At 67.7% G+C, this 19,339-nt stretch carries 18 protein-coding genes; 10 read left to right on the forward strand and 8 right to left on the reverse strand.

The genetic code is table 11. From position 1 onward, the window contains the following. From ACTWP6_RS00530 to ppc, 6 genes are all read left to right on the forward strand, one after another. Positions 1-717 (forward strand): ABC transporter substrate-binding protein, encoded by a 717-nt coding sequence (locus tag ACTWP6_RS00530; protein ID WP_443186558.1) that lies wholly within the window; start codon positions 1-3, stop codon positions 715-717. Positions 718-824: 107 nt separating this feature from the next. Beyond that, a complete protein-coding gene (gene gap / locus ACTWP6_RS00535; protein WP_260752162.1) occupies positions 825-1,847 on the forward strand; it encodes a type I glyceraldehyde-3-phosphate dehydrogenase in 1,023 nt (340 codons plus the stop codon). A gap of 2 nt (positions 1,848-1,849) precedes the next feature. Beyond that, complete coding sequence (locus ACTWP6_RS00540) at positions 1,850-3,079, forward strand: phosphoglycerate kinase (RefSeq protein ID WP_443186559.1); 1,230 nt, start codon at positions 1,850-1,852, stop codon at positions 3,077-3,079. Between the two features lie 9 nt (positions 3,080-3,088). Then, the gene (gene tpiA, locus ACTWP6_RS00545) at positions 3,089-3,874 is read left to right on the forward strand and encodes a triose-phosphate isomerase (protein ID WP_260752164.1); all 786 of its coding nucleotides are present in this window, start codon (positions 3,089-3,091) and stop codon (positions 3,872-3,874) included. 30 nt (positions 3,875-3,904) lie between these two features. Continuing rightward, a complete protein-coding gene (gene secG, locus ACTWP6_RS00550; protein WP_003932081.1) occupies positions 3,905-4,138 on the forward strand; it encodes a preprotein translocase subunit SecG in 234 nt (77 codons plus the stop codon). Positions 4,139-4,188: 50 nt separating this feature from the next. Continuing rightward, positions 4,189-7,002, forward strand: a complete 2,814-nt coding sequence (gene ppc / locus ACTWP6_RS00555) for a phosphoenolpyruvate carboxylase (RefSeq protein WP_260752165.1) — start codon at positions 4,189-4,191, stop codon at positions 7,000-7,002. A gap of 4 nt (positions 7,003-7,006) precedes the next feature. Here ppc and ACTWP6_RS00560 read toward each other — a convergent pair whose 3' ends face one another. After that, positions 7,007-7,378: an ATPase gene (locus ACTWP6_RS00560; protein WP_443186560.1), complete on the reverse strand. Its 372-nt coding sequence runs from the start codon at positions 7,376-7,378 to the stop codon at positions 7,007-7,009. Between the two features lie 190 nt (positions 7,379-7,568). Between ACTWP6_RS00560 and ACTWP6_RS00565 the strand changes: the two genes are divergently transcribed. Further along, positions 7,569-7,973 carry a DUF6632 domain-containing protein gene (locus ACTWP6_RS00565; RefSeq protein WP_260752167.1) on the forward strand — a complete coding sequence of 135 codons (405 nt, stop codon included), beginning with the start codon at positions 7,569-7,571 and terminating at the stop codon, positions 7,971-7,973. Here ACTWP6_RS00565 and pgl read toward each other — a convergent pair. From pgl to tkt, 5 genes are all read right to left on the reverse strand, one after another. Next, a complete protein-coding gene (gene pgl / locus ACTWP6_RS00570; RefSeq protein WP_443186561.1) occupies positions 7,941-8,675 on the reverse strand; it encodes a 6-phosphogluconolactonase in 735 nt (244 codons plus the stop codon). The two genes, ACTWP6_RS00565 and pgl, sit on opposite strands and share 33 nt — an antisense overlap. Continuing rightward, positions 8,672-9,577: a glucose-6-phosphate dehydrogenase assembly protein OpcA gene (opcA, locus tag ACTWP6_RS00575; RefSeq protein ID WP_260752169.1), complete on the reverse strand. Its 906-nt coding sequence runs from the start codon at positions 9,575-9,577 to the stop codon at positions 8,672-8,674. The genes pgl and opcA overlap by 4 nt, the downstream gene beginning before the upstream one ends. Positions 9,578-9,579: 2 nt before the next feature. After that, the gene (gene zwf / locus ACTWP6_RS00580) at positions 9,580-11,121 is read right to left on the reverse strand and encodes a glucose-6-phosphate dehydrogenase (RefSeq protein ID WP_260752170.1); all 1,542 of its coding nucleotides are present in this window, start codon (positions 11,119-11,121) and stop codon (positions 9,580-9,582) included. Positions 11,122-11,128: 7 nt separating this feature from the next. Continuing rightward, a complete protein-coding gene (gene tal / locus ACTWP6_RS00585; RefSeq protein WP_260752171.1) occupies positions 11,129-12,247 on the reverse strand; it encodes a transaldolase in 1,119 nt (372 codons plus the stop codon). A gap of 66 nt (positions 12,248-12,313) precedes the next feature. Continuing rightward, the gene (gene tkt, locus ACTWP6_RS00590) at positions 12,314-14,404 is read right to left on the reverse strand and encodes a transketolase (protein WP_260752172.1); all 2,091 of its coding nucleotides are present in this window, start codon (positions 14,402-14,404) and stop codon (positions 12,314-12,316) included. Positions 14,405-14,649: 245 nt separating this feature from the next. Here tkt and ACTWP6_RS00595 point away from each other — a divergent pair, with 245 nt between their 5' ends. Then, on the forward strand, positions 14,650-15,543 hold the full coding sequence (locus tag ACTWP6_RS00595) for a heme o synthase (protein WP_260758091.1): 894 nt from the start codon (positions 14,650-14,652) through the stop codon (positions 15,541-15,543). A 2-nt stretch (positions 15,544-15,545) separates the two neighbouring features. Further along, complete coding sequence (locus ACTWP6_RS00600; RefSeq protein WP_443186562.1) at positions 15,546-16,505, forward strand: DUF1214 domain-containing protein; 960 nt, start codon at positions 15,546-15,548, stop codon at positions 16,503-16,505. Here the strand turns inward: ACTWP6_RS00600 and ACTWP6_RS00605 are convergent. Beyond that, positions 16,502-17,476 (reverse strand): quinone oxidoreductase family protein, encoded by a 975-nt coding sequence (locus ACTWP6_RS00605; protein ID WP_443186563.1) that lies wholly within the window; start codon positions 17,474-17,476, stop codon positions 16,502-16,504. The genes ACTWP6_RS00600 and ACTWP6_RS00605 overlap by 4 nt on opposite strands. 21 nt (positions 17,477-17,497) lie before the next feature. On the opposite strand from ACTWP6_RS00605, the gene ACTWP6_RS00610 reads away from it, so the two are divergent. Continuing rightward, positions 17,498-18,436: an ATP-grasp domain-containing protein gene (locus ACTWP6_RS00610; protein ID WP_443186564.1), complete on the forward strand. Its 939-nt coding sequence runs from the start codon at positions 17,498-17,500 to the stop codon at positions 18,434-18,436. Here ACTWP6_RS00610 and ACTWP6_RS00615 read toward each other — a convergent pair. Then, positions 18,386-19,315, reverse strand: coding sequence for a COX15/CtaA family protein (locus tag ACTWP6_RS00615; RefSeq protein ID WP_443186652.1), 930 nt, complete (start codon positions 19,313-19,315; stop codon positions 18,386-18,388). The genes ACTWP6_RS00610 and ACTWP6_RS00615 overlap by 51 nt on opposite strands. Between the last annotated feature and the right edge of the window lie 24 nt (positions 19,316-19,339).

The raw sequence follows: 19,339 nt of genomic DNA on the forward strand, positions 1-19,339 counted from the left end.
GTGGGGGCCGCCGTGCGGGTGGGGGTGGCCTATCCGGAACCACCGTTCAACTCCATGCCGGGCCGGTCCGGCCTCGACATCGAGATGATGACCGCGCTGGCGGCGGCGATCGCCGAGGACGTCGAGTTCGTCGTCTACGACGGGGCTGATCTCGACGGGATCTTCGACCGGCTCGCCGCCGGTGAGTACGACTGCGTCATCGCAGGCACCACCGTCACCCCCGAGCGCGAGAGCAAGGTGGCGTTCCTGCCGCCCTACCTGATCTCCGGGCAGGGGCTGGCCGTCGACACCGCTCGGCTGCCGCACGTGCACTCCGTCGACGACCTCACCGGATTGACCATCGGCGTGCAGCGCGGCAACACCAGCGAGGCGATCGCGCAGCGGATGGTCGAGGACGGCAAGGCCGACCGGGTGCGCGTCTACGACTACGGCGCGGTAACGGCGGCGATCGCCGACCTGGTGGCCGGCGGTTGCGATGCGGTGATGAAACTCGCGCCGGCACTGGCCGAACTGGTCAAGGAGGTGCCCGGGGTCGAGATGGTGCAGCGCGGCCTCTCGGTGGAGGACATCGCGATCGCGGTCAACCCCGCCGAGCAGCGGCTTCTCGCCCGGCTTCAGGTCGCCCAGGCCGAGCTCGAAGAGGACGGCACCCTGCAGCGCATCCGCAGGCAGTGGCTCGGCAACCCGTACGTCGACCAGAGTCTGGGGATGCTGTGACCGCGACCCGGGGCGACCGCACGCAGTGGTGGGGCCAACCACTAGGCTGACTGCTCGAGTAGTCGACGCCGCAGTTCACCGAAACACAGAGGACAGAGGAGACACACGTGACGATCCGCGTAGGCGTGAACGGCTTCGGCCGTATCGGGCGCAACTTCTTCCGGGCGCTGGATGCGCAGAAGACCGAGGGCAAGAACACCGACATCGAGATCGTCGCGGTGAACGACCTCACCGACAACGCGACGCTGGCGCACCTGCTGAAGTTCGACTCGATCCTGGGCCGTCTGCCCTACGACGTCAGCCTCGAGGGCGAGGACACCATTGTCGTCGGCGACCACAAGATCAAGGCCCTCGAGGTCAAGGAAGGCCCCGCCGCGCTGCCCTGGGGTGACCTCGGCGTCGACGTGGTCGTCGAGTCCACCGGTATCTTCACCGCCCGCGCCAAGGCGCAGGGCCACCTGGACGCGGGCGCCAAGAAGGTCATCATCTCCGCGCCGGCCAGCGACGAGGACATCACCATCGTGCTCGGCGTCAACGACGACAAGTACGACGGCAGCCAGAACATCATCTCCAACGCCTCGTGCACCACGAACTGCCTCGGCCCGCTGGCCAAGGTGCTCAACGACGAGTTCGGCATCGTGAAGGGCCTGATGACGACGGTCCACGCCTACACCCAGGACCAGAACCTGCAGGACGGCCCCCACAAGGACCTGCGCCGCGCCCGCGCCGCCGCCATCAACATCGTGCCCACCTCCACCGGCGCGGCCAAGGCCATCGGTCTGGTGCTGCCCGAGCTGAAGGGCAAGCTCGACGGCTACGCGCTGCGGGTGCCGATCCCCACGGGTTCGGTCACCGACCTCACCGCCGAACTGAGCAAGAAGGCCACCGTCGACGAGATCAACGCCGCCATGAAGGCCGCAGCGGAAGGGCAGCTGAAGGGGATTCTCAAGTACTACGACGCGCCGATCGTCTCCACCGACATCGTCACCGACCCGCACAGCTCGCTGTACGACGCGGGCCTGACTAAGGTCGTCGACAACCTGGCCAAGGTCGTCTCCTGGTACGACAACGAGTGGGGCTACTCCAACCGCCTGGTCGATCTGGTCGGCCTAGTCGGCAAGTCCCTCTAGCCATGGGCATTAAGTCACTCGACGATCTTCTGTCCGAGGGTGTTTCGGGGCGGGGCGTGTTGGTGCGCTCCGACCTGAACGTCCCGCTGGACGGCGACAAAATCACCGACCCAGGGCGCATCATCGCCTCGGTGCCGACGCTGAAGGCGCTCAGTGACGCCGGCGCCAAGGTCGTCGTCGCCGCCCACCTCGGCAGGCCCGAGGGCAAGCCGGACCCCAAGTTCTCCCTCGCGCCGGTCGCCAAGGCGCTCAGCGACAAGCTCGGCAGGCATGTCCAGCTGGCCGGCGACGTAGTCGGCAGCGACGCGCTGGCGCGTTCGGAAGGGCTGACCGACGGCGACATCCTGTTGCTGGAGAACATCCGTTTCGACCCGCGCGAGACCAGCAAGGACGAGGCGGAGCGGCTTGAGCTGGCCAAGGCGCTCGTCGAGCTCGTCGGCGGCCCAGAGTCCGGGGCAGCTTACGTATCAGACGGGTTCGGGGTGGTGCACCGCAAGCAGGCCTCGGTCTACGAGGTCGCGATGCTGTTGCCGCACTACGCCGGCACGCTGGTCTGCACCGAGATCAAGGTGCTCCAGCGGCTGACCGAAGCCGGCGAGAAGCCGTACGCGGTGGTGCTCGGGGGTTCGAAGGTGTCGGACAAGCTCGCGGTGATCGAGAACCTCGCGACCAAGGCCGACAGCCTGATCATCGGCGGCGGAATGTGCTTCACCTTCCTTGCCGCACAGGGCCTTTCGGTGGGCAGCTCTCTTCTCGAAGAGAGCATGATCGACACCTGCCGCAAACTGCTCGACGACTACGGCGACGTGCTGCACCTACCCGTCGACATCGTCGTCGCCGAGAAGTTCGCCGCGGACTCGGAGCCGCAGACGGTGGCCGCCGACAAGATCCCGGACGACAGGATGGGTCTGGACATCGGCCCGGAGTCGGTGCGGCGGTTCTCCGCGTTGCTGTCCAACGCGAAGACGATCTTTTGGAACGGCCCGATGGGCGTGTTCGAGTTCCCGGCCTTCGCCGCGGGCACCAAGGGGGTGGCCGAGGCCATCATCGGCGCCACCGGTAAGGGCGCGTTCAGCGTGGTCGGCGGCGGCGACTCCGCGGCCGCGGTGCGCCAGCTCGGTTTGCCCGAGGACGGTTTCTCGCACATTTCCACCGGTGGCGGCGCGTCGCTGGAATACCTTGAGGGCAAAGAGTTGCCAGGCATCGCCGTCCTCGAAAGTCCCGAGAACTAGGAGACCGACGTGTCCCGTAAGCCGCTGATCGCCGGCAACTGGAAGATGAACCTGAACCACTTCGAGGCGATCGCGTTGGTGCAGAAGATCGCATTCTCGTTGCCGGACAAGTACTTCGACAAGGTCGATGTCACGGTGCTCCCGCCGTTCACCGATCTGCGCAGTGTGCAGACGCTGGTCGACGGTGACAAGCTGCGGCTCACCTACGGCGCCCAGGATGTGTCCCAGCATGATTCCGGCGCCTACACCGGCGAGATCAGCGGGGCGTTCCTGGCGAAGCTGGGCTGCACATTCGTCGTGGTCGGGCACTCCGAGCGGCGTACCTACCACCACGAGGACGACGCGCTGGTGGCCGCCAAGGCGGCGGCGGCGTTCAGGCACGGGCTCATCCCGATCATCTGCATCGGCGAGCACCTCGACGTTCGCGAGGCGGGCAACCACGTCTCGTACAACGTCAACCAGCTACGCGGCTCGCTGGCCGGGCTGTCTGCCGAACAGATCGGGCAGGCTGTCATCGCCTACGAGCCCGTCTGGGCGATCGGGACCGGACGGGTGGCCAGCGCGGCGGACGCCCAGGAGGTGTGTAAGGCCATCCGCGACGAACTGGGCAATCTGACCTCCGCTGAGATCGCGGCCGGGGTGCGGGTGCTCTACGGCGGTTCGGTGAACGCCAAGAACGTCGGCGAGATCGTCGGTCAGGGCGACGTCGACGGAGCGCTCGTGGGCGGCGCCTCACTGGACGGCGAGCAGTTCGCCACACTGTCGGCGATCGCCGCGGGCGGCCCGCTTCCCTGACCGCGCGCGTGTTTCGGTAGTCTGGCCCCTATGCAATTGGCCCTGCAGATCATCCTGGTCGTGACCAGTGTGTTGGTCGTCCTCCTGGTACTGCTGCATCGCGCCAAGGGTGGCGGTCTGTCCAGCCTGTTCGGTGGCGGTGTGCAGTCCAGCCTGTCCGGCTCCACCGTCGTGGAGAAGAACCTCGACCGCCTGACGCTGTTCGTCACCGGTATTTGGATCGTGTCCATCGTCGGGATGGCGCTCCAGATCAAGTACAGCTGACGCGGGGGGCTCGCTCTGCAGCCGTGACAGGCAGCGGAGATAATCGACCGATGGCTCAAGCTCCGGAAGTACCCGACATCGCGCTGGAACCCATCGGAGCAGTGCAGCGCACCCAGGTGGGCCGGGAAGCCACCGAACCGATGCGCGAGGACATCCGGCTGCTGGGCACGATCCTGGGCGACACCGTCCGTGAGCAGAACGGCGACGACGTGTTCGATCTCGTCGAGCGGGCCCGCGTCGAAGCGTTCCGGGTGCGCCGCTCCGAGATCGACCGCGTCGACATGGCCCGGATGTTCGACGGCGTCGACGTCCACCTCGCCATCCCGGTGATCCGCGCGTTCACTCATTTTGCGTTGCTGGCCAACGTCGCCGAGGACATCCACCGTGAACGTCGCCGGGCCGTGCACGAAGCGGCGGGTGAGCCACCACAGAACAGCAGCCTGGCCGCGACCTACCGCAAACTCGACGACGCCGATCTGGACGCCTCGGCCGTCGCCGACGCCCTCGTCGGCGCCCTGGTGTCGCCGGTGATCACCGCTCATCCCACCGAGACCAGGCGTCGCACGGTGTTCGACACCCAGCACCGCATCACCGAGTTGATGCGGTTGCGCCTGCACGGATTCGGTACCACACCCGACGGCAAGGACGTCGACCGCGAGCTGCGCCGCCACATCCTGACGTTGTGGCAGACCGCGTTGATCCGGTTGTCCCGCTTGAAGGTCCAGGACGAGATCGAGACGGGGCTGCGGTACTACTCGGCCGCGCTCCTGGAGGTCATCCCGCAGGTGAACGCTGAGGTGCGGTCGGCCCTGCAGGCCCGCTTTCCGGACGCGGGGATCCTGGAGGAGCCGATACTGCGGCCCGGCTCGTGGATCGGCGGGGACCGCGACGGCAACCCGAACGTCACCGCAGAGGTGGTCCGGCTGGCCACCGGCAGTGCCGCTCATACCGCGTTCGCGCACTACTTCTCGGAGCTCACCGCGCTCGAACAGGAACTGTCGATGTCGGTGCGGCTGGTCCACATCAGCGATCATCTGGCCGCTCTGGCCGACGCCTGCCACGAGCCGGCCCGCGCCGACGAGCCCTACCGGCGCGCCCTGCGCGTCGTGCACGCCCGCCTGACCGCGACTGCCCGGCAGATCCTCGACCGCCAGCCCGAGCACGAGCTCGACCTCGGCATGGATCCCTACTCCGCACCGGGCGAACTGCTCGATGACCTCGATGCGATCGACCAATCACTGCGCGTCAACGGCAGTGCGCTGCTGGCCGACGACAGGCTGGCCCGGCTGCGGGAAGCCGTGCGGGTGTTCGGCTTTCACCTGTCGGGGCTGGATCTGCGGCAGAACTCCGACGTGCACGAAGAGGTCGTCGCCGAGCTGCTGGCGTGGGCCGGTGTGCACGCCGACTATACGGCCCTCGACGAACAGCAACGGGTCGAGATCCTGGCCGCCGAACTGGCGACCCGCCGACCGTTGACCGGTCCGGACGCCGAATTGTCCGAGCTGGCCCGCAAGGAGCTCGACATCGTGGCCGCCGCGGCCAGAGCCGTCCGGCTGTTCGGACCGCAGGCCGTGCCCAACTACATCATCTCGATGTGCGAGTCGGTGTCGGACATGCTCGAGGCGGCGCTGCTGCTCAAGGAAGCCGGACTGCTGGATGCCTCGTCGGAGCATCCGTACGCCCCGGTCGGCATCGTGCCGCTGTTCGAGACCATCGATGACCTCCAGCGGGGTGCGTCGATTCTCGAAGCGGCACTTGACCTTCCGCTGTACCGCGCAGTGGTCGCCGCGCGCGGTGACAGCCAGGAGGTGATGCTCGGCTACTCGGACTCCAACAAGGACGGCGGCTACCTGGCGGCGAACTGGGCGCTGTACCGCGCCGAGCTCGATTTGGTCGAATCGTCGCGCAAGACCGGAATCCGGTTGCGCCTCTTCCACGGCCGCGGCGGCACGGTCGGCCGCGGTGGCGGACCCAGCTATGACGCGATCCTGGCCCAGCCCCCCGGTGCGGTGCAGGGTTCGCTGCGGCTCACCGAGCAGGGCGAGGTGATCGCGGCGAAGTACGCCGAACCGCGAATCGCGCACCGAAACCTGGAGACGCTACTGGCCGCCACACTCGAAGCCACCCTGCTCGACGTCGAGGGCCTCGGTGACGCCGCGGGTCCCGCCTACGAGGTGTTGGACGATCTCGCGGCGCGCGCTCAGCGCGCGTACGCCGAACTGGTGCACGACACACCGGGTTTCGTTGAGTACTTCAAGGCCTCGACACCCGTCAGCGAGATCGGCGCGCTCAACATCGGCAGTCGCCCCACGTCGCGCAAGCCGACGACGTCGATCTCGGATCTGCGGGCGATCCCGTGGGTGCTGGCATGGAGCCAGTCGCGTGTCATGCTGCCGGGCTGGTACGGCACCGGCACCGCGTTCGAGGACTATGTGGGCGACGGGCCGGGCAGCCAGGAGCGGCTCGCGGTGCTGCAGGACCTGTACCGGCGGTGGCCGTTCTTCGCGACCGTGCTGTCGAACATGGCGCAGGTGCTGGCGAAATCAGACCTCGGGCTGGCCGCCCACTACTCCGAGCTGGTCGAGGACGAGGCATTGCGGCGCCGGGTGTTCGACAAGATCGCCGACGAGCACGCCCGCACGATCCGCATGCACAAGCTCATCACCGGTCATGACGACCTGCTCGCCGACAACCCGGCGCTGGCACGCTCGGTGTTCAACCGCTTCCCATACCTCGAGCCGTTGAACCATCTGCAGGTGGAGTTGCTGCGGCGCTATCGGTCCGGCGACGAGGACGAACTCGTCCAGCGCGGCATCCTGCTCACCATGAGCGGGCTGGCCACCGCGCTGCGCAACAGTGGCTAACTGATCAAAGCCCGGCGCTGCGGCGCACCTTGTCCACCGCGCCGCGCACCATCTGTTCGGTGACGGCCAGTGGAGTGATCACGGATTCGCCGATGCCGACGATCCGCTCGACGCGGGCGACGATGCCCTCCATGCGGTCGACCACCGCGATCAGGCGTGGTGCCAACTCGTCGATACGGGTGATCGTGGCGTTGAACCGTTCCATGGTGGCGTCGAGGTTCTCGGTCGAATTGTTCAGATCCTCGAGTGTTTCGCCGAGGCTCTCGAGGATGGTGTCAACCTGCTCGACGGTGACGTCCGCGTTCAGTGCTGCCTGTGCGAGTTTGCGGATCCGTTCCGGTCCGGTGCGTACCGGTCTGCCACCTCTGTCTGCCATCACGACAGTATGGCCGACGCCGTGGACCGGGATCCGCGCTTGTGGTAAGACCGGTGCTGTGCACCCACTCGCGTGGTGCCGGAACCGAATATCGGCGTGCTGACTCGGGTTGGCGCGCTCCTGTAACTCAGTCGGTGAGAGTGGCGTCCTCATGACGCAGGCCGCGGGTTCAAGTCCCGCCAGGAGCACGATGACATCAACCGCCTACTACCGGCTGCTGCGCATCGCGCTCGTGGTGTTCGGCGCGTTGATGCTGCTTCTGTATCCGCTGGCCGCGGTGTGGCCGTCGGGATGGGCATGGCATCACGGTGCGCCGTACGAATCGGACTATTTCATGATGATCGTCGGGTTGTACGCCGTGCTTGGGGTGTTTCTGTGCCTGGCCGCGCGCCGCCCGGAAGCCCACACACCTCTGATCTGGTTCGCCGTCTGGTCGAGTGTGGTGCACGCCGCGATCATGGCGGTGCAGGCCGTGCGGGACAGCCACTCGAGGGGGCACCTGTGGGGTGACGTCCCGGCGCTGCTGCTGGCTGCCGCCGTGCTGGCCGTTCTCGTACGCGGGTCAGAGCTTCGACGCCGCGTCCTCGTCGAGTAGCCACACCGTCGCCTCCCGGCCCACGGCGCCCGCGGCGGGGATGTCGACGGGCTTGGCGCCGCCGATCGCGGCGGCCACTGCGTCGGCCTTACCGGAGCCGGACACCACCAGCCATACCTGCCGCGACCGGGTGATCGCCGGGAGTGTCAACGTGATTCGCTTCGGGGGCGGCTTGGGGGAGTCGGGGACCCCGACCACCATCCGTTCAGTCTCCTTGACCGCCGCGGTGTGGGGGAACAGCGAGTTGATGTGTCCTTCGGGGCCCATCCCCAGTAGATGCACGTCGAAGGGGGGTGTGGGCTCGGCACCACCGGCCTCGATCAACACCTGCGAGTAGGCCTCGGCGGCCGCGTCCAGCGCGTCACCGAACTCGCCATCGCTGGCGGCCATCGCGTGCACGTTGGCCGCCGGGATGTCGACGTGGTCGAGCAACGCCGCCCGGGCCTGCTTCTCGTTGCGTTCGTCGTCGTCGCGGGGCACGAATCTCTCGTCGCCCCAGTAGATGTGAACTTTCGGCCAGTCGATCTCATCGCTGCGTTCACCGACTCGTCTGAGTAGGCCGATGCCCGTCCCGCCGCCGGTCAGGACGATGTGCGCCGACCCCCGTTCCTGGATTGCCGAGGCAACGGCGTCCACCAGCCGGTCACCGGCAGCTTCCACCAGAGCCGCTGTGTCGGAGTATCTTTTGATCGTCCGCGTCATCGGTAGATCACCTTGTCCAATCCTGCCAGCGCTTCCCGGTAGATCTCGTCGGCGTCGAGCCTGCGGAGTTCTTCGGCCAGACACTCCGGCACGTCTCTGCGGCCCAGCGGAAGCAGCGCTACCGGCCGGGAAGTGCGGCTCAACGTCGCCGTGACTCCCTCCTGCGGGCGGCTGAGCGTGACGGTCTCCGTGGCGCGGTGGAGTTCGACCTTCAGGGTGCCGACCGCACGGGTGACCTCGCCGTCGATTCGGCTGGCCAGCCACCCGGCCAGGATGTCGAGTGCCGGTTCGGATTGAAGTCCTGACACCACTGCCGACTCGATCGGCTCATGCGGTGGTTCGTCGATCGCCGACGCCAGCAGCGCCCGCCAGTAGGTGATGCGGCTCCACGCGATATCGGTGTCGCCGGGCGCATACCCGGGCAGCCGGCTCTTGATCGCTCCCAACGGCTCGGGGGAGCGGGTGGCGTCTGTGATCCGGCGAATCGCCAATCGGCCCACCGGATCCTGCGACGGCACGTCCGGTGCGGTGGCCGGCCACCACGCCACCACCGGCGTATCGGGCAGCAGGAACGGCAGCACCACGCTGTCGGCATGTTCGGCCAGTTCACCGTGCAGGCGCAGCACCACGACCTCGCCGGCTCCGGCGTCTCGCCCCACACGCAACTCGGCGTCGAGGCGGGTTTCTGAGCCGTCCCCGGGCAGCGTCACGATGACGCGGCACGGGTGTTCGCGGCTGGCGAAGTTGGCCGCTTCGATCGAGTCTTCCAGGGATTCCTCGCAGTCGGGGACGATCACCAGCGTCAGCACCCGGCCGAGGGTCAGCGCGCCCCCTTCCTCGCGTATCCCGGTGATCTTCTTGTTGATCTCGTTGGTGGTGGTATCGGCCAATTCGACGATCATGATCAGGGCCGCCTCCATTCCCGTCCGAGCCGGTGCGCGACCTCATTCGCCGACGGCGGGCCCCAGGTGCCGGCCTCGTAGGGCTCGAGCCTCGCCGATGTCTCATCGTTTCGAGCCCAGTTCTCCAGTACCGGATCGAGTATCTGCCAGGACAATTCGACCTCGGCGTTGACCGGGAACAGGGACGGCTCGCCCAGCAACACGTCGAGGATCAGCCGTTCATAGGCTTCGGGGGAGTCCTCGGCGAACGCCGAACCGTACGAGAAGTCCATGTTGACGTCCCGCACCTCCATGGCGCTGCCCGGCACCTTGGACCCGAAGCGCAAGGTGATGCCCTCGTCGGGCTGGATGCGCAGCACGAGCGCGTTCTTGCCCAGCTCTTCGGTCATCGTGCTGTCGAATGGAAGGTGCGGGGCCCGCTTGAACACCAGCGCGACCTCGGTCACCCTGCGCGCTAGGCGTTTTCCGGTGCGCAGGAAGAACGGCACGCCGGCCCAGCGCCGGGTGTCGACCTCGAGTGTGATGGCGGCGAACGTCTCGGTGGTGGAATCGTGGGCGAAGCCCTCCTCCTCGAGGAGTCCAGGGACTTTCTCGCTGCCCTGCCAGCCCGCCGTGTACTGTCCGCGCGCGGTGGTCTGGCCCAACGGCTGCAGTGGCCGGGTCGCCGAGAGAACCTTGATCTTCTCGGCCTGCAGCTCATGCGGGCTGAAGTTGACCGGCTCCTCCATCGCGGTGAGCGCCAGCAGCTGGATCAAGTGATTCTGGATGACATCGCGTGCGGCGCCGATCCCGTCGTAATACCCTGCGCGGCCGCCCAGTCCGATGTCCTCGGCCATCGTGATCTGGATATGGTCGACGTAGTGCGAATTCCACACGGGCTCGTAGAGTTCGTTGGCGAACCGCAACGCCAGGATGTTCTGGACGGTCTCCTTGCCGAGGTAGTGGTCGATGCGGAACACCGACTCCTCGGGGAACACGCTGTTGACCACCGCGTTGAGCTCACGGGCGCTCTCGAGGTCGTGCCCGAATGGTTTCTCGATGACCACTCGGCTCCAGCTGCCGTCCGTCTGGCTGGCCAACCCGGATTTCTGCAGCTGCTCACACACCACCGGGAAGGCCTTGGGCGGTATGGAGAGATAAAACGCGTGGTTGCCGCCGGTGCCCCGTTCGGCATCGAGCTTTTGGAGCGTCTCCTTGAGCCGCTCGTACGACTCGTCGTCGTCGAATGTGCCCTGCACGAACCGGAAACCCTCGGCGAGGCGGTCCCAGACCTCCTGCCGGAACGGTGTGCGCGCGTGCTGTTTGACCGCCTCGTAGACCACCTGGCCGAAATCCTCGTCCTGCCAGTCCCTGCGGGCGAAACCCACCAGCGCGAAGGACGGCGGGAGCAGACCGCGGTTGGCGAGGTCGTAGATCGCCGGCATGAGCTTCTTGCGGGCAAGGTCTCCGGTCACCCCGAAGATGACTACGCTGCACGGTCCCGGGATTCGGGGCATGCGCTTGTCGCGCTTGTCCCGCAACGGGTTACGCCACGCCTCGGCCATCGGGAGGTCAGCCCTTGGCGCTGTCGAGCTGACCTTGGGTGGCTTCGAGCAGCTCCTGCCACGACTTCTCGAACTTCTCGACGCCTTCCTCTTCGAGCACCCGGAACACGTCGGGAATGTCGATGCCGACCGCGGCCAGCTGGTCGAAGATCTGTTGGGACTCCGCGGCACGGCCGGTGACGGTGTCCCCGGTGACCACGCCGTGGTCGGCGAACGCCTCGATCGTCTTCTCCGGCATCGTGTTCACGGTGTTCGGGGCGACGAGCTCGGTGACGTAGAGGGTGTCGGAGTAGTCGGGGTTCTTCACGCCAGTCGATGCCCACAGCGGGCGCTGAACCCGGGCTCCGGCCGACCCCAGCGCCGAGAAGCGGTCGCCGCCCAGAAACACCTCTTCGTAGGCGGCGTAGGCCAGCCGGGCGTTGGCCACTCCCGCCTTGCCTCGCAGCGCCAGCGCCTCGTCGGTGCCGATCTTCTCGAGTCGCTTGTCGATCTCGGTGTCCACCCGGGACACGAAGAACGAGGCGACCGAATGGATCCGGGACAGATCGTGGCCGGCTTCCTTGGCCTTCTCCAGGCCGGCCAGGTAGGCGTCCATCACCAGGCGGTGCCGTTCCACCGAGAAGATCAGGGTCACGTTGACCGAGATGCCCTCGGCGATGACCGCGGTGATCGCGGGCAGGCCGGCCATCGTGGCGGGGATCTTGATCAGCAGGTTCGGCCGGTCGACGATCTTCCACAGTTCGATGGCCTGCAGGATCGTCTTGTCGGTGTCATGGGCCAGGCGCGGGTCCACCTCGATGGAGACCCGGCCGTCCACGCCGTCGGAGGCCTCGTAGACCTTGGCCAGCACGTCGCAGGCGTTGCGCACGTCATCTGTGGTGACCGTGCGGATGGTGGCGTCGACGTCGGCGCCGCGTTCGGCGAGCTCGGCCAGCTGCGCGTCGTAGGCGTGGCCCTTCGACAGCGCGGCCTGGAAGATCGACGGGTTGGTGGTCACACCGACCACCGACCTGGTGTCGATGAGCTCTTGCAGGTTGCCGGTCTGCAGCCGGTCACGGGACAGGTCGTCGAGCCACACCGACACACCTGCTGCGGCCAGTGCTGCCAAGTTCGGGTTCTGGGTCATGTCAGGTCCTCATCGTGTCTGCTCAGTTCCGACGGTGCGGTCGGTTCGGCTTGACCGCGGTTGCGGTCAATTGGCTATGGTGCGTTCCGCTGCTGCCACCACCGCTTCGGGAGTGAAACCGAACTCGCGGAACAACGTCTTGTCGTCGGCGGATTCGCCGTAGTGCTCGATGGAGATGATCTCGCCGGTGTCGCCGACGAGCTTGTACCAACTCTGCGCCACCGCCGCCTCGATGGCCACCCGTGCCGAGACGTTCGGCGGAAGCACGCGGTCGCGGTACTCCTTGGGCTGGCTCTCGAACCACTCGACACACGGCATCGAGACCACGGCGGCGGTGGTGCCCTTGTCCTTGAGCAGCTTCTGGGCCTCGACGGCGATCTGCAGCTCCGACCCCGTGGCGATCAGGATGACGTCGGCGCTCGTGGCGTCCCCGCCACCGAGCACATAGCCGCCGCGTGCCACCCCGTCGGCGTCGGTGCCCTCCAGCACCGGGATGCCCTGCCGGGTCAGGATGAAACCGACCGGGCCGCTGCCGTTGCCGCGGGCGACGATGCTGCGCCAGGCGTAGGCCGTCTCGTTCGGATCGCCGGGCCGCACCACCGACAGGTTCGGGATCGCGCGCAGCGCCGCGAGATGCTCGATGGGCTGGTGAGTGGGTCCGTCCTCACCGAGACCGACGGAGTCATGGGTCCAGATATAGATGGTGTCGATGTCCATCAGCGAGGCCAGCCGCACCGCCGGACGCATGTAATCGGAGAACTGCAGGAACGTGCCGCCGAAGGCGCGGGTGGGCCCGTGCAGCACGATGCCGGACAGGATCGCGCCCATGGCGTGCTCACGCACACCGAAGTGCAGCACCCGGCCGTACCAGTCGGCGGTGAAGTCGGCGGTGGAGATCGACGGCGGGCCGAAGGACTTGGCGCCCTTGATGGTGGTGTTGTTGCTGCCCGCCAGATCCGCCGAGCCGCCCCACAGTTCGGGCAGCTTCGGGGCGACGTCGTTGAGCACCTGCCCGAACGCCGCCCGGGTGGCCACCGGCTTGGAACCCGGCTCCCAATAGGTCAGATCGGCGTCCCAGCCCTCGGGCAGTTCCTGTGCGGTCAGCCGGTCGAGCAGCGCCTTGCGCTGCGGCTCGCGCTGCGCCCACGCGTCGAACTCGCGCTGCCACGCCTCGTGCGCCTGTTTGCCGCGGCCCACCAGTTCACGGGTGTGGGTGATGACGTCCTCGCCGACCTCGAACGTCTTGTCCGGATCGAAACCCAGGATCTTCTTGACCTCGGCCACCTCGTCGTCTCCGAGTGCTGACCCGTGGACCCCGCCGGTGTTCATCTTGTTCGGCGCCGGATAACCGATGATGGTCCGGATCGAGATGAACGACGGCTTGTCGGTGACCTTCTTGGCCTCGGCGATCGCCTGCTCGATACCGACGACATTCTCGCCGCCCTCGATCTCCTGGACGTGCCACCCGTAGGCCCGGTACCGGGCCGCGACGTCCTCGGACAGCGCGATGTTGGTGTCGTGCTCGATCGAGATGTGGTTCTTGTCGTAGAACACGATCAGGTTGCCCAGCTGCTGGGTGCCGGCCAGCGAGGACGCCTCACTGGTGACGCCCTCTTCGATGTCGCCGTCGGAGGCGATCACGTAGATGTAGTGGTCGAAGGGACTGGTGCCGGGCGCGGCGTCGGGGTCGAACAGGCCGCGCTCGTAGCGGGCGGCCATCGCCATGCCGACCGCCGAGGCCAGCCCCTGCCCGAGCGGGCCGGTGGTGATCTCCACCCCGGGGGTGTGGCGGAACTCCGGGTGGCCGGGCGTCTTGGACTTGAACGTCCGCAGCGCCTCGATGTCGGAGAGCTCCAGACCGAACCCGCCCAGGTAGAGCTGGATGTAGAGCGTCAGGCTGGAGTGCCCGCAGGACAGGATGAACCTGTCGCGGCCGATCCAGTGCACGTCGCTCGGGTCATGGCGCATCTGCCGCTGGAACAGCGTGTAGGCCAACGGGGCCAGGCTCATCGCGGTGCCCGGGTGGCCGTTGCCGACCTTCTGCACCGCATCGGCGGCCAGCACCCGGACGGTGTCCACCGCCCGCGAATCCAGATCCGTCCAGTCGTCCGGATGGTTGGGCCGGGTCAGGGAAGTGATCTCTTCGATCGTGGTCACGACGCGTGCTCTCCTTGGCTTGGCGGGGGTGTCGACCGCATCAACCACCCTAGTGCGGAACGGACGATCGATCTCATCCCCGGTGCCTGTGAAAATGGACCCTGCAATTTCGGGCTCCGGCCCGGGCGGTCTACCATCCTCTGTAGTAGATGGTCGCTGTGGCATCGGCCCGATGTTGTCCCTGAGGAGTTGGTTGCGTGAGGATTCGCGAAGGCCACCTCGTCGGTGACGTCGCCGGGGGACCGATCCGATTCCGTGACCGCGTGCTCGGCTACATCGGGCTGACCAAGCCGCGGGTGATCGAGCTGCTGCTGGTCACCACCATCCCGGCGATGCTGCTGGCACACCGCGGCACCGTGGACCCGCTGTTGATCTTCAACACGCTCGTCGGCGGTCTGCTGGCCGCGGCGGGTGCCAACACGCTGAACTGCGTCGCCGACGCCGACATCGACAAGAAGATGAAGCGCACCGAGCGCCGGGCGCTGGCGCGGGCGACCGTGCCGCGCAGCCACGCGCTGATCTTCGGACTGGCGTTGTCGGTCACCTCGTTCTTCTGGCTGTGGTGGACCACCAACATGCTGTCGGCGCATCTGGCCGGCGCCACCATCGCGTTCTACGTGCTCGTCTACACACTGCTGCTCAAGCGCCGCACATCGCAGAACGTGGTGTGGGGCGGAGCCGCGGGCTGCATGCCCGTGATGATCGGCTGGTCCGCGGTCACCGGGACGATCCAGTGGCCCGCGCTGGTCATGTTCCTGATCATCTTCTTCTGGACACCGCCGCACACCTGGGCGCTGGCAATGCGCTACAAGGAGGACTACGAGGCGGCCGGTGTGCCGATGCTGCCGGTGGTGGCGACCGAGCAGAAGGTCACCAAGCACATCCTGATCTACACCTGGCTGACTGTCGCGGCCACGCTCGGACTGGCGCTGGCCACCGGCTGGCTGTACGCGGCCGTGGCGATCGTCGCCGGCACCTGGTTCCTGGCAATGGCACACCAGCTCTATGCGGGCGTGCGCCGCGGTGAACCGGTGAAACCGCTGAGGCTGTTCCTGCAGTCGAACAACTATCTGGCGGTCGTGTTCTGCGCTCTGGCCGTCGACTCGGCGCTCGCACTGCCGACCCTGTTCAGCCTCTGACCGTGACCGTGCACGTCTCGCCGGACAATTTCATCCGCGCCGAGACCGACCTGTACTTCGGCAACGTCATCGGCGACGGCGCACTGGGACGCTTCACGCACTTCCGGGACTTCGGGCCGCTGGACAACCAGCTCGTCGTGCGCCAGAACCGGGACACGCTGTATTCAGTCGGCGTGTTTGATCTGGACGCCGGAGCCGTCACCGTCACGCTGCCCGACGCTGGTGCCCGGTTCCGGTCCCTGCAGGTGATCAACCAGGACCACTACGTTCCCACGGTGATCTACACCTCGGGCAGTCACCGCTTCGACCGGGCCGGCATCGGGACCCGGTACGTGATGCTCGCGTTGCGCACGCTCGTCGACCCCGGCGATCCGGCCGATCTCGCCGCCGTGCACGCGCTGCAGGACGGCATCATCGTCGATCAGGCGAGGACCGGCAGCTTCGAAGTGCCGAACTGGGACCCGGTGAGCCAGAAGGCGGTACGTGAGGCATTGGTCGCCCTGTTCGCCACGCTGCCGGACACGCGGGGCATGTTCGGCGCCCAAGATGAGGTGGACCCGGTGCGCCGCTTGATCGGCGCCGCCGCCGCGTGGGGCGGCAACCCGGAGCGTGACGCGCTGTACCTGACGGTCAACCCGGACGCCAACGACGGCAAGACTGTGCACCGGCTCACCGTCGACGACGTCCCGGTGGACGGGTTCTGGTCGATCACGGTCTACAACGCCGAGGGCTACTTCACCCCGAACCCGGCCGGCGCGTACTCGGTGAACAACGTCACCGCCGTCACAGACGCCGACGGTGCCGTGACGATCCAATTCGGGGGATCGGGTGAATCCGGCGCCGAAGGCGCGATCAATTACCTGCCCGTCACGGCGGGCTGGAACTACCTGGTGCGGTTGTACCGGCCGCGACCGGAGATCCTCGACGGGTCGTGGATCTTCCCGGCCGCCGAGCCCGTCTAGGGAATCAGAACTACCGAACCGACTGTTTTGCGGCCCTGCAGGTCGCGGTGGGCCTGCTCGGCCTCCCGCAGCTCATACCGGTGGCTGACGGTGACCTCCAAAGTGCCGTCGGCGATGGCGGTGAGCAGTTCGCCTGCGCGCCAGGAGAATTCGTCTGGTGTCCGGGTGTAGTGCGCGAGGTTCGGCCGGGTCAGGAACACCGATCCGGCCGCATTGAGCCGTTGCGGGTCGACCGGGGGAACGGGCCCACTGGCCGCACCGAACAGGGCCAGTGTGCCGCGCACCGCCAGGCTGGCCAGGCTGGCCTCGAACGTCGACGCGCCGACCCCGTCGTACACCGCGGCCACCCCGTCGCCGTCGGTGAGTTCGCGGATCCGCGCGCCGAACGCCTGCGGATCGTCGGGGTAATCGAGGACCTCGACCGCTCCGGCGCGCCGGGACAGCTCGGCCTTCTTCGGGGTCGACACCGTCGTGATCACCGACGCCGCCAGGCTGGTCGCCCACTGCGTCAGGATCAGCCCGACCCCGCCCGCGCCGGCGTGCATCAGCAGCGCGTCGCCTTGCGCCACCTCGTAGGTCGACTTGATCAGGTAGTGCGCGGTCATGCCTTTGAGCAGGGCAGAGGCGGCCACTTCCGGTGCCACGCCATCGGGCACGTAGGCCACGAAATCGGCCGGCGCCAGCGTGTACTCGGCGTACGCGCCGAGCGATTTGTCGGTCACCACACGGTCGCCGACGTTCAGGGCGGCCACGCCCTCACCGACGGCCTCGATGATGCCGCACACCTCGTTGCCGACGACGAACGGCACCTCCCGGGGGTAGAGACCCGACCGGAAGTAGGTGTCGATGAAGTTGACGCCGATCGCCTCGGCCCTGATCAGCACCTGCCCCGGCCCAGGGGTGGGCTGCGGCCGCTCGACGAAGGACAGGACTTCGGGTCCGCCGATCTCGGCGACTTCGATGGCGTGCATGCTGTCTATCATCCACTCGTCATGAAACTCGTCCGCCCCGACGTCTTCCACCCGCGCATCGTGTTCGCCGGCTGCGCGGCGCTGCCCGAGGGTGACGGCGACGACGCCGGCCTCGTCGCCGCGTTGAGGGCCCGGGGGCTGCACGCCCGGTGGGCATCCTGGGACGATCCGGCCACCGCGAACGCCGACCTGGTGATCCTGCGGGCCACCTGGGACTACACCGACCGGCTCGACGATTTCCTCGCCTGGACTCGGCGGGTCGCGCATCTGCTGAACCCGCCGGAAGTGGTGGCCTGGAACGCCGACAAGCGCTATCTGGCCGACCTGGCCGCGGCCGGGGTGCCGACGGTGCCCAGCGCGTTCTTCGCACCGGGGGAGCCGGTGACCATCCCAGCCGGTGAGGTGGTGGTCAAGCCGTCGGTGGGCGCGGGATCGGTGGGTGCGCTGCGCTTCACCGACGCCGCCCGGGCCCGCGCCCACGCCGTGTCCCTGCACGCGGCCGGGCGTACCGCGCTGGTGCAGCCGTATGACCGGCGGATCAGCGCCGGCGAGACCGCCCTGGTGTTCCTGGGCGGCGAGCAGTCCCATGCGTTCACCAAGGCGCCGATGCTGCCCGCGCCGGGGCAGTCGCCGGTCTTCGACGAGTCAGGCACCTACGCCGAGGAGACGCTGTGCCCCGCCGATCCGGATTTCGAGCTGTGGGACCTCGGCCGCGCCGCGTTGGCCGCGGCCGCGGCTCGGGTCGGATTGACGGCGTCGGAGCTGCTGTATGCGCGGGTCGACCTCATCGGCGGTGGCGACGATCCGCGGTTGCTCGAGCTCGAGTTGGTGGAACCGTCCCTGGGCTGGCGTCAGCTGCACGGGGCGGACCGCAAGCGCCAGGAACGCCGGTTCGCGCTGGCCGTGGAGTCAGCGCTGGAGCGCCTCGGGCTCGGTCCGCTCTCGCATCGACGCCCATAGCGCCGCAGTGGCGGCGGTGCACGCCGCAGCACCCGCGACGTGCAGGGCGACCAGAGCCTCGGGCACCCCGGTGAAGAACTGGATCGCCCCCAGCGTCCCCTGCGCGGCCACCAGGACCACCACGACACCGAGACGTTTCATGACGTCCCGCGACGCGCGCACGGCGAGCAGACCGAAACCCAGGGCCACCAGCAGCGACAGATAGGCGACCAATAGCGAGGAGTGCATGTGCACCAGCGTGGTGATCTCCACCTGCAGCCGCGGCACCGGCCGCTCCAGGCTTTTGTCCCCGGCGTGCGGGCCGGCGCCGGTGACCATCGTTCCGGTGACCAGCACCGCGGCCAGCGTCAGGCCGGACAGCGCGGTCAGCTGCCGCAACGGCTTCGGCGCCCGTGTGACCACCACGCCGTCGTCCGGTTCCCCGATCTTGACGTACAGAAGCACCGCCAGCCAGACCATCGCCATCGACACCAGGAGGTGGATCGCGACCGTCCACCACAGCAGGCCGGTGAGCACGGTGATGCCCCCGATGATCGCCTGCGCCACCGTCGAGGCGGGCATCAGCCAGGCGTAGATCAATACTTCGCGGCGGCGCCGGGCGCGCATGACGGCCAGCACGGCCGCCGCGGCGGTGAACACCACCAAAAACGTCAACAGCCGGTTGCCGAATTCGACCGCCTGGTGGATACCGGCGACCTCGGCGTGCGGGACCGGGGTGAAGCTGCCCGGGAAGCACTGCGGCCAGGTCGGACACCCGAGGCCCGACGCGGTGACCCGCACGATGGCCCCGGTCACGGCGATGCCGCCCTGGGTCAGGATCACGGCGGCGGCGATAAGGCGCTGAACCCGAAGGCTGGGTTCGGGCAGCAGGTCGACCAGCCGCAGGAAGAGTCGTCCGACGGG

Source organism: Mycobacterium sp. 4D054 (genome assembly GCF_052245755.1).
Taxonomy (GTDB): Bacteria; Actinomycetota; Actinomycetes; order Mycobacteriales; family Mycobacteriaceae; genus Mycobacterium.

Coding starts and splice junctions, on each gene's coding strand:
- ACTWP6_RS00540 (WP_443186559.1), top strand. CDS start 1,850: ATGGGCATTAAGTCACTCGACGATCTTCTGTCCGAGGGTGTTTCGGGG.
- tal (WP_260752171.1), bottom strand. CDS start 12,247: ATGACCCAGAACCCGAACTTGGCAGCACTGGCCGCAGCAGGTGTGTCG.
- ACTWP6_RS00565 (WP_260752167.1), top strand. CDS start 7,569: ATGACATCAACCGCCTACTACCGGCTGCTGCGCATCGCGCTCGTGGTG.
- zwf (WP_260752170.1), bottom strand. CDS start 11,121: ATGGCCGAGGCGTGGCGTAACCCGTTGCGGGACAAGCGCGACAAGCGC.
- secG (WP_003932081.1), top strand. CDS start 3,905: ATGCAATTGGCCCTGCAGATCATCCTGGTCGTGACCAGTGTGTTGGTC.
- opcA (WP_260752169.1), bottom strand. CDS start 9,577: ATGATCGTCGAATTGGCCGATACCACCACCAACGAGATCAACAAGAAG.
- ACTWP6_RS00605 (WP_443186563.1), bottom strand. CDS start 17,476: ATGCACGCCATCGAAGTCGCCGAGATCGGCGGACCCGAAGTCCTGTCC.
- ACTWP6_RS00610 (WP_443186564.1), top strand. CDS start 17,498: ATGAAACTCGTCCGCCCCGACGTCTTCCACCCGCGCATCGTGTTCGCC.
- ppc (WP_260752165.1), top strand. CDS start 4,189: ATGGCTCAAGCTCCGGAAGTACCCGACATCGCGCTGGAACCCATCGGA.
- ACTWP6_RS00560 (WP_443186560.1), bottom strand. CDS start 7,378: ATGGCAGACAGAGGTGGCAGACCGGTACGCACCGGACCGGAACGGATC.
- pgl (WP_443186561.1), bottom strand. CDS start 8,675: ATGACGCGGACGATCAAAAGATACTCCGACACAGCGGCTCTGGTGGAA.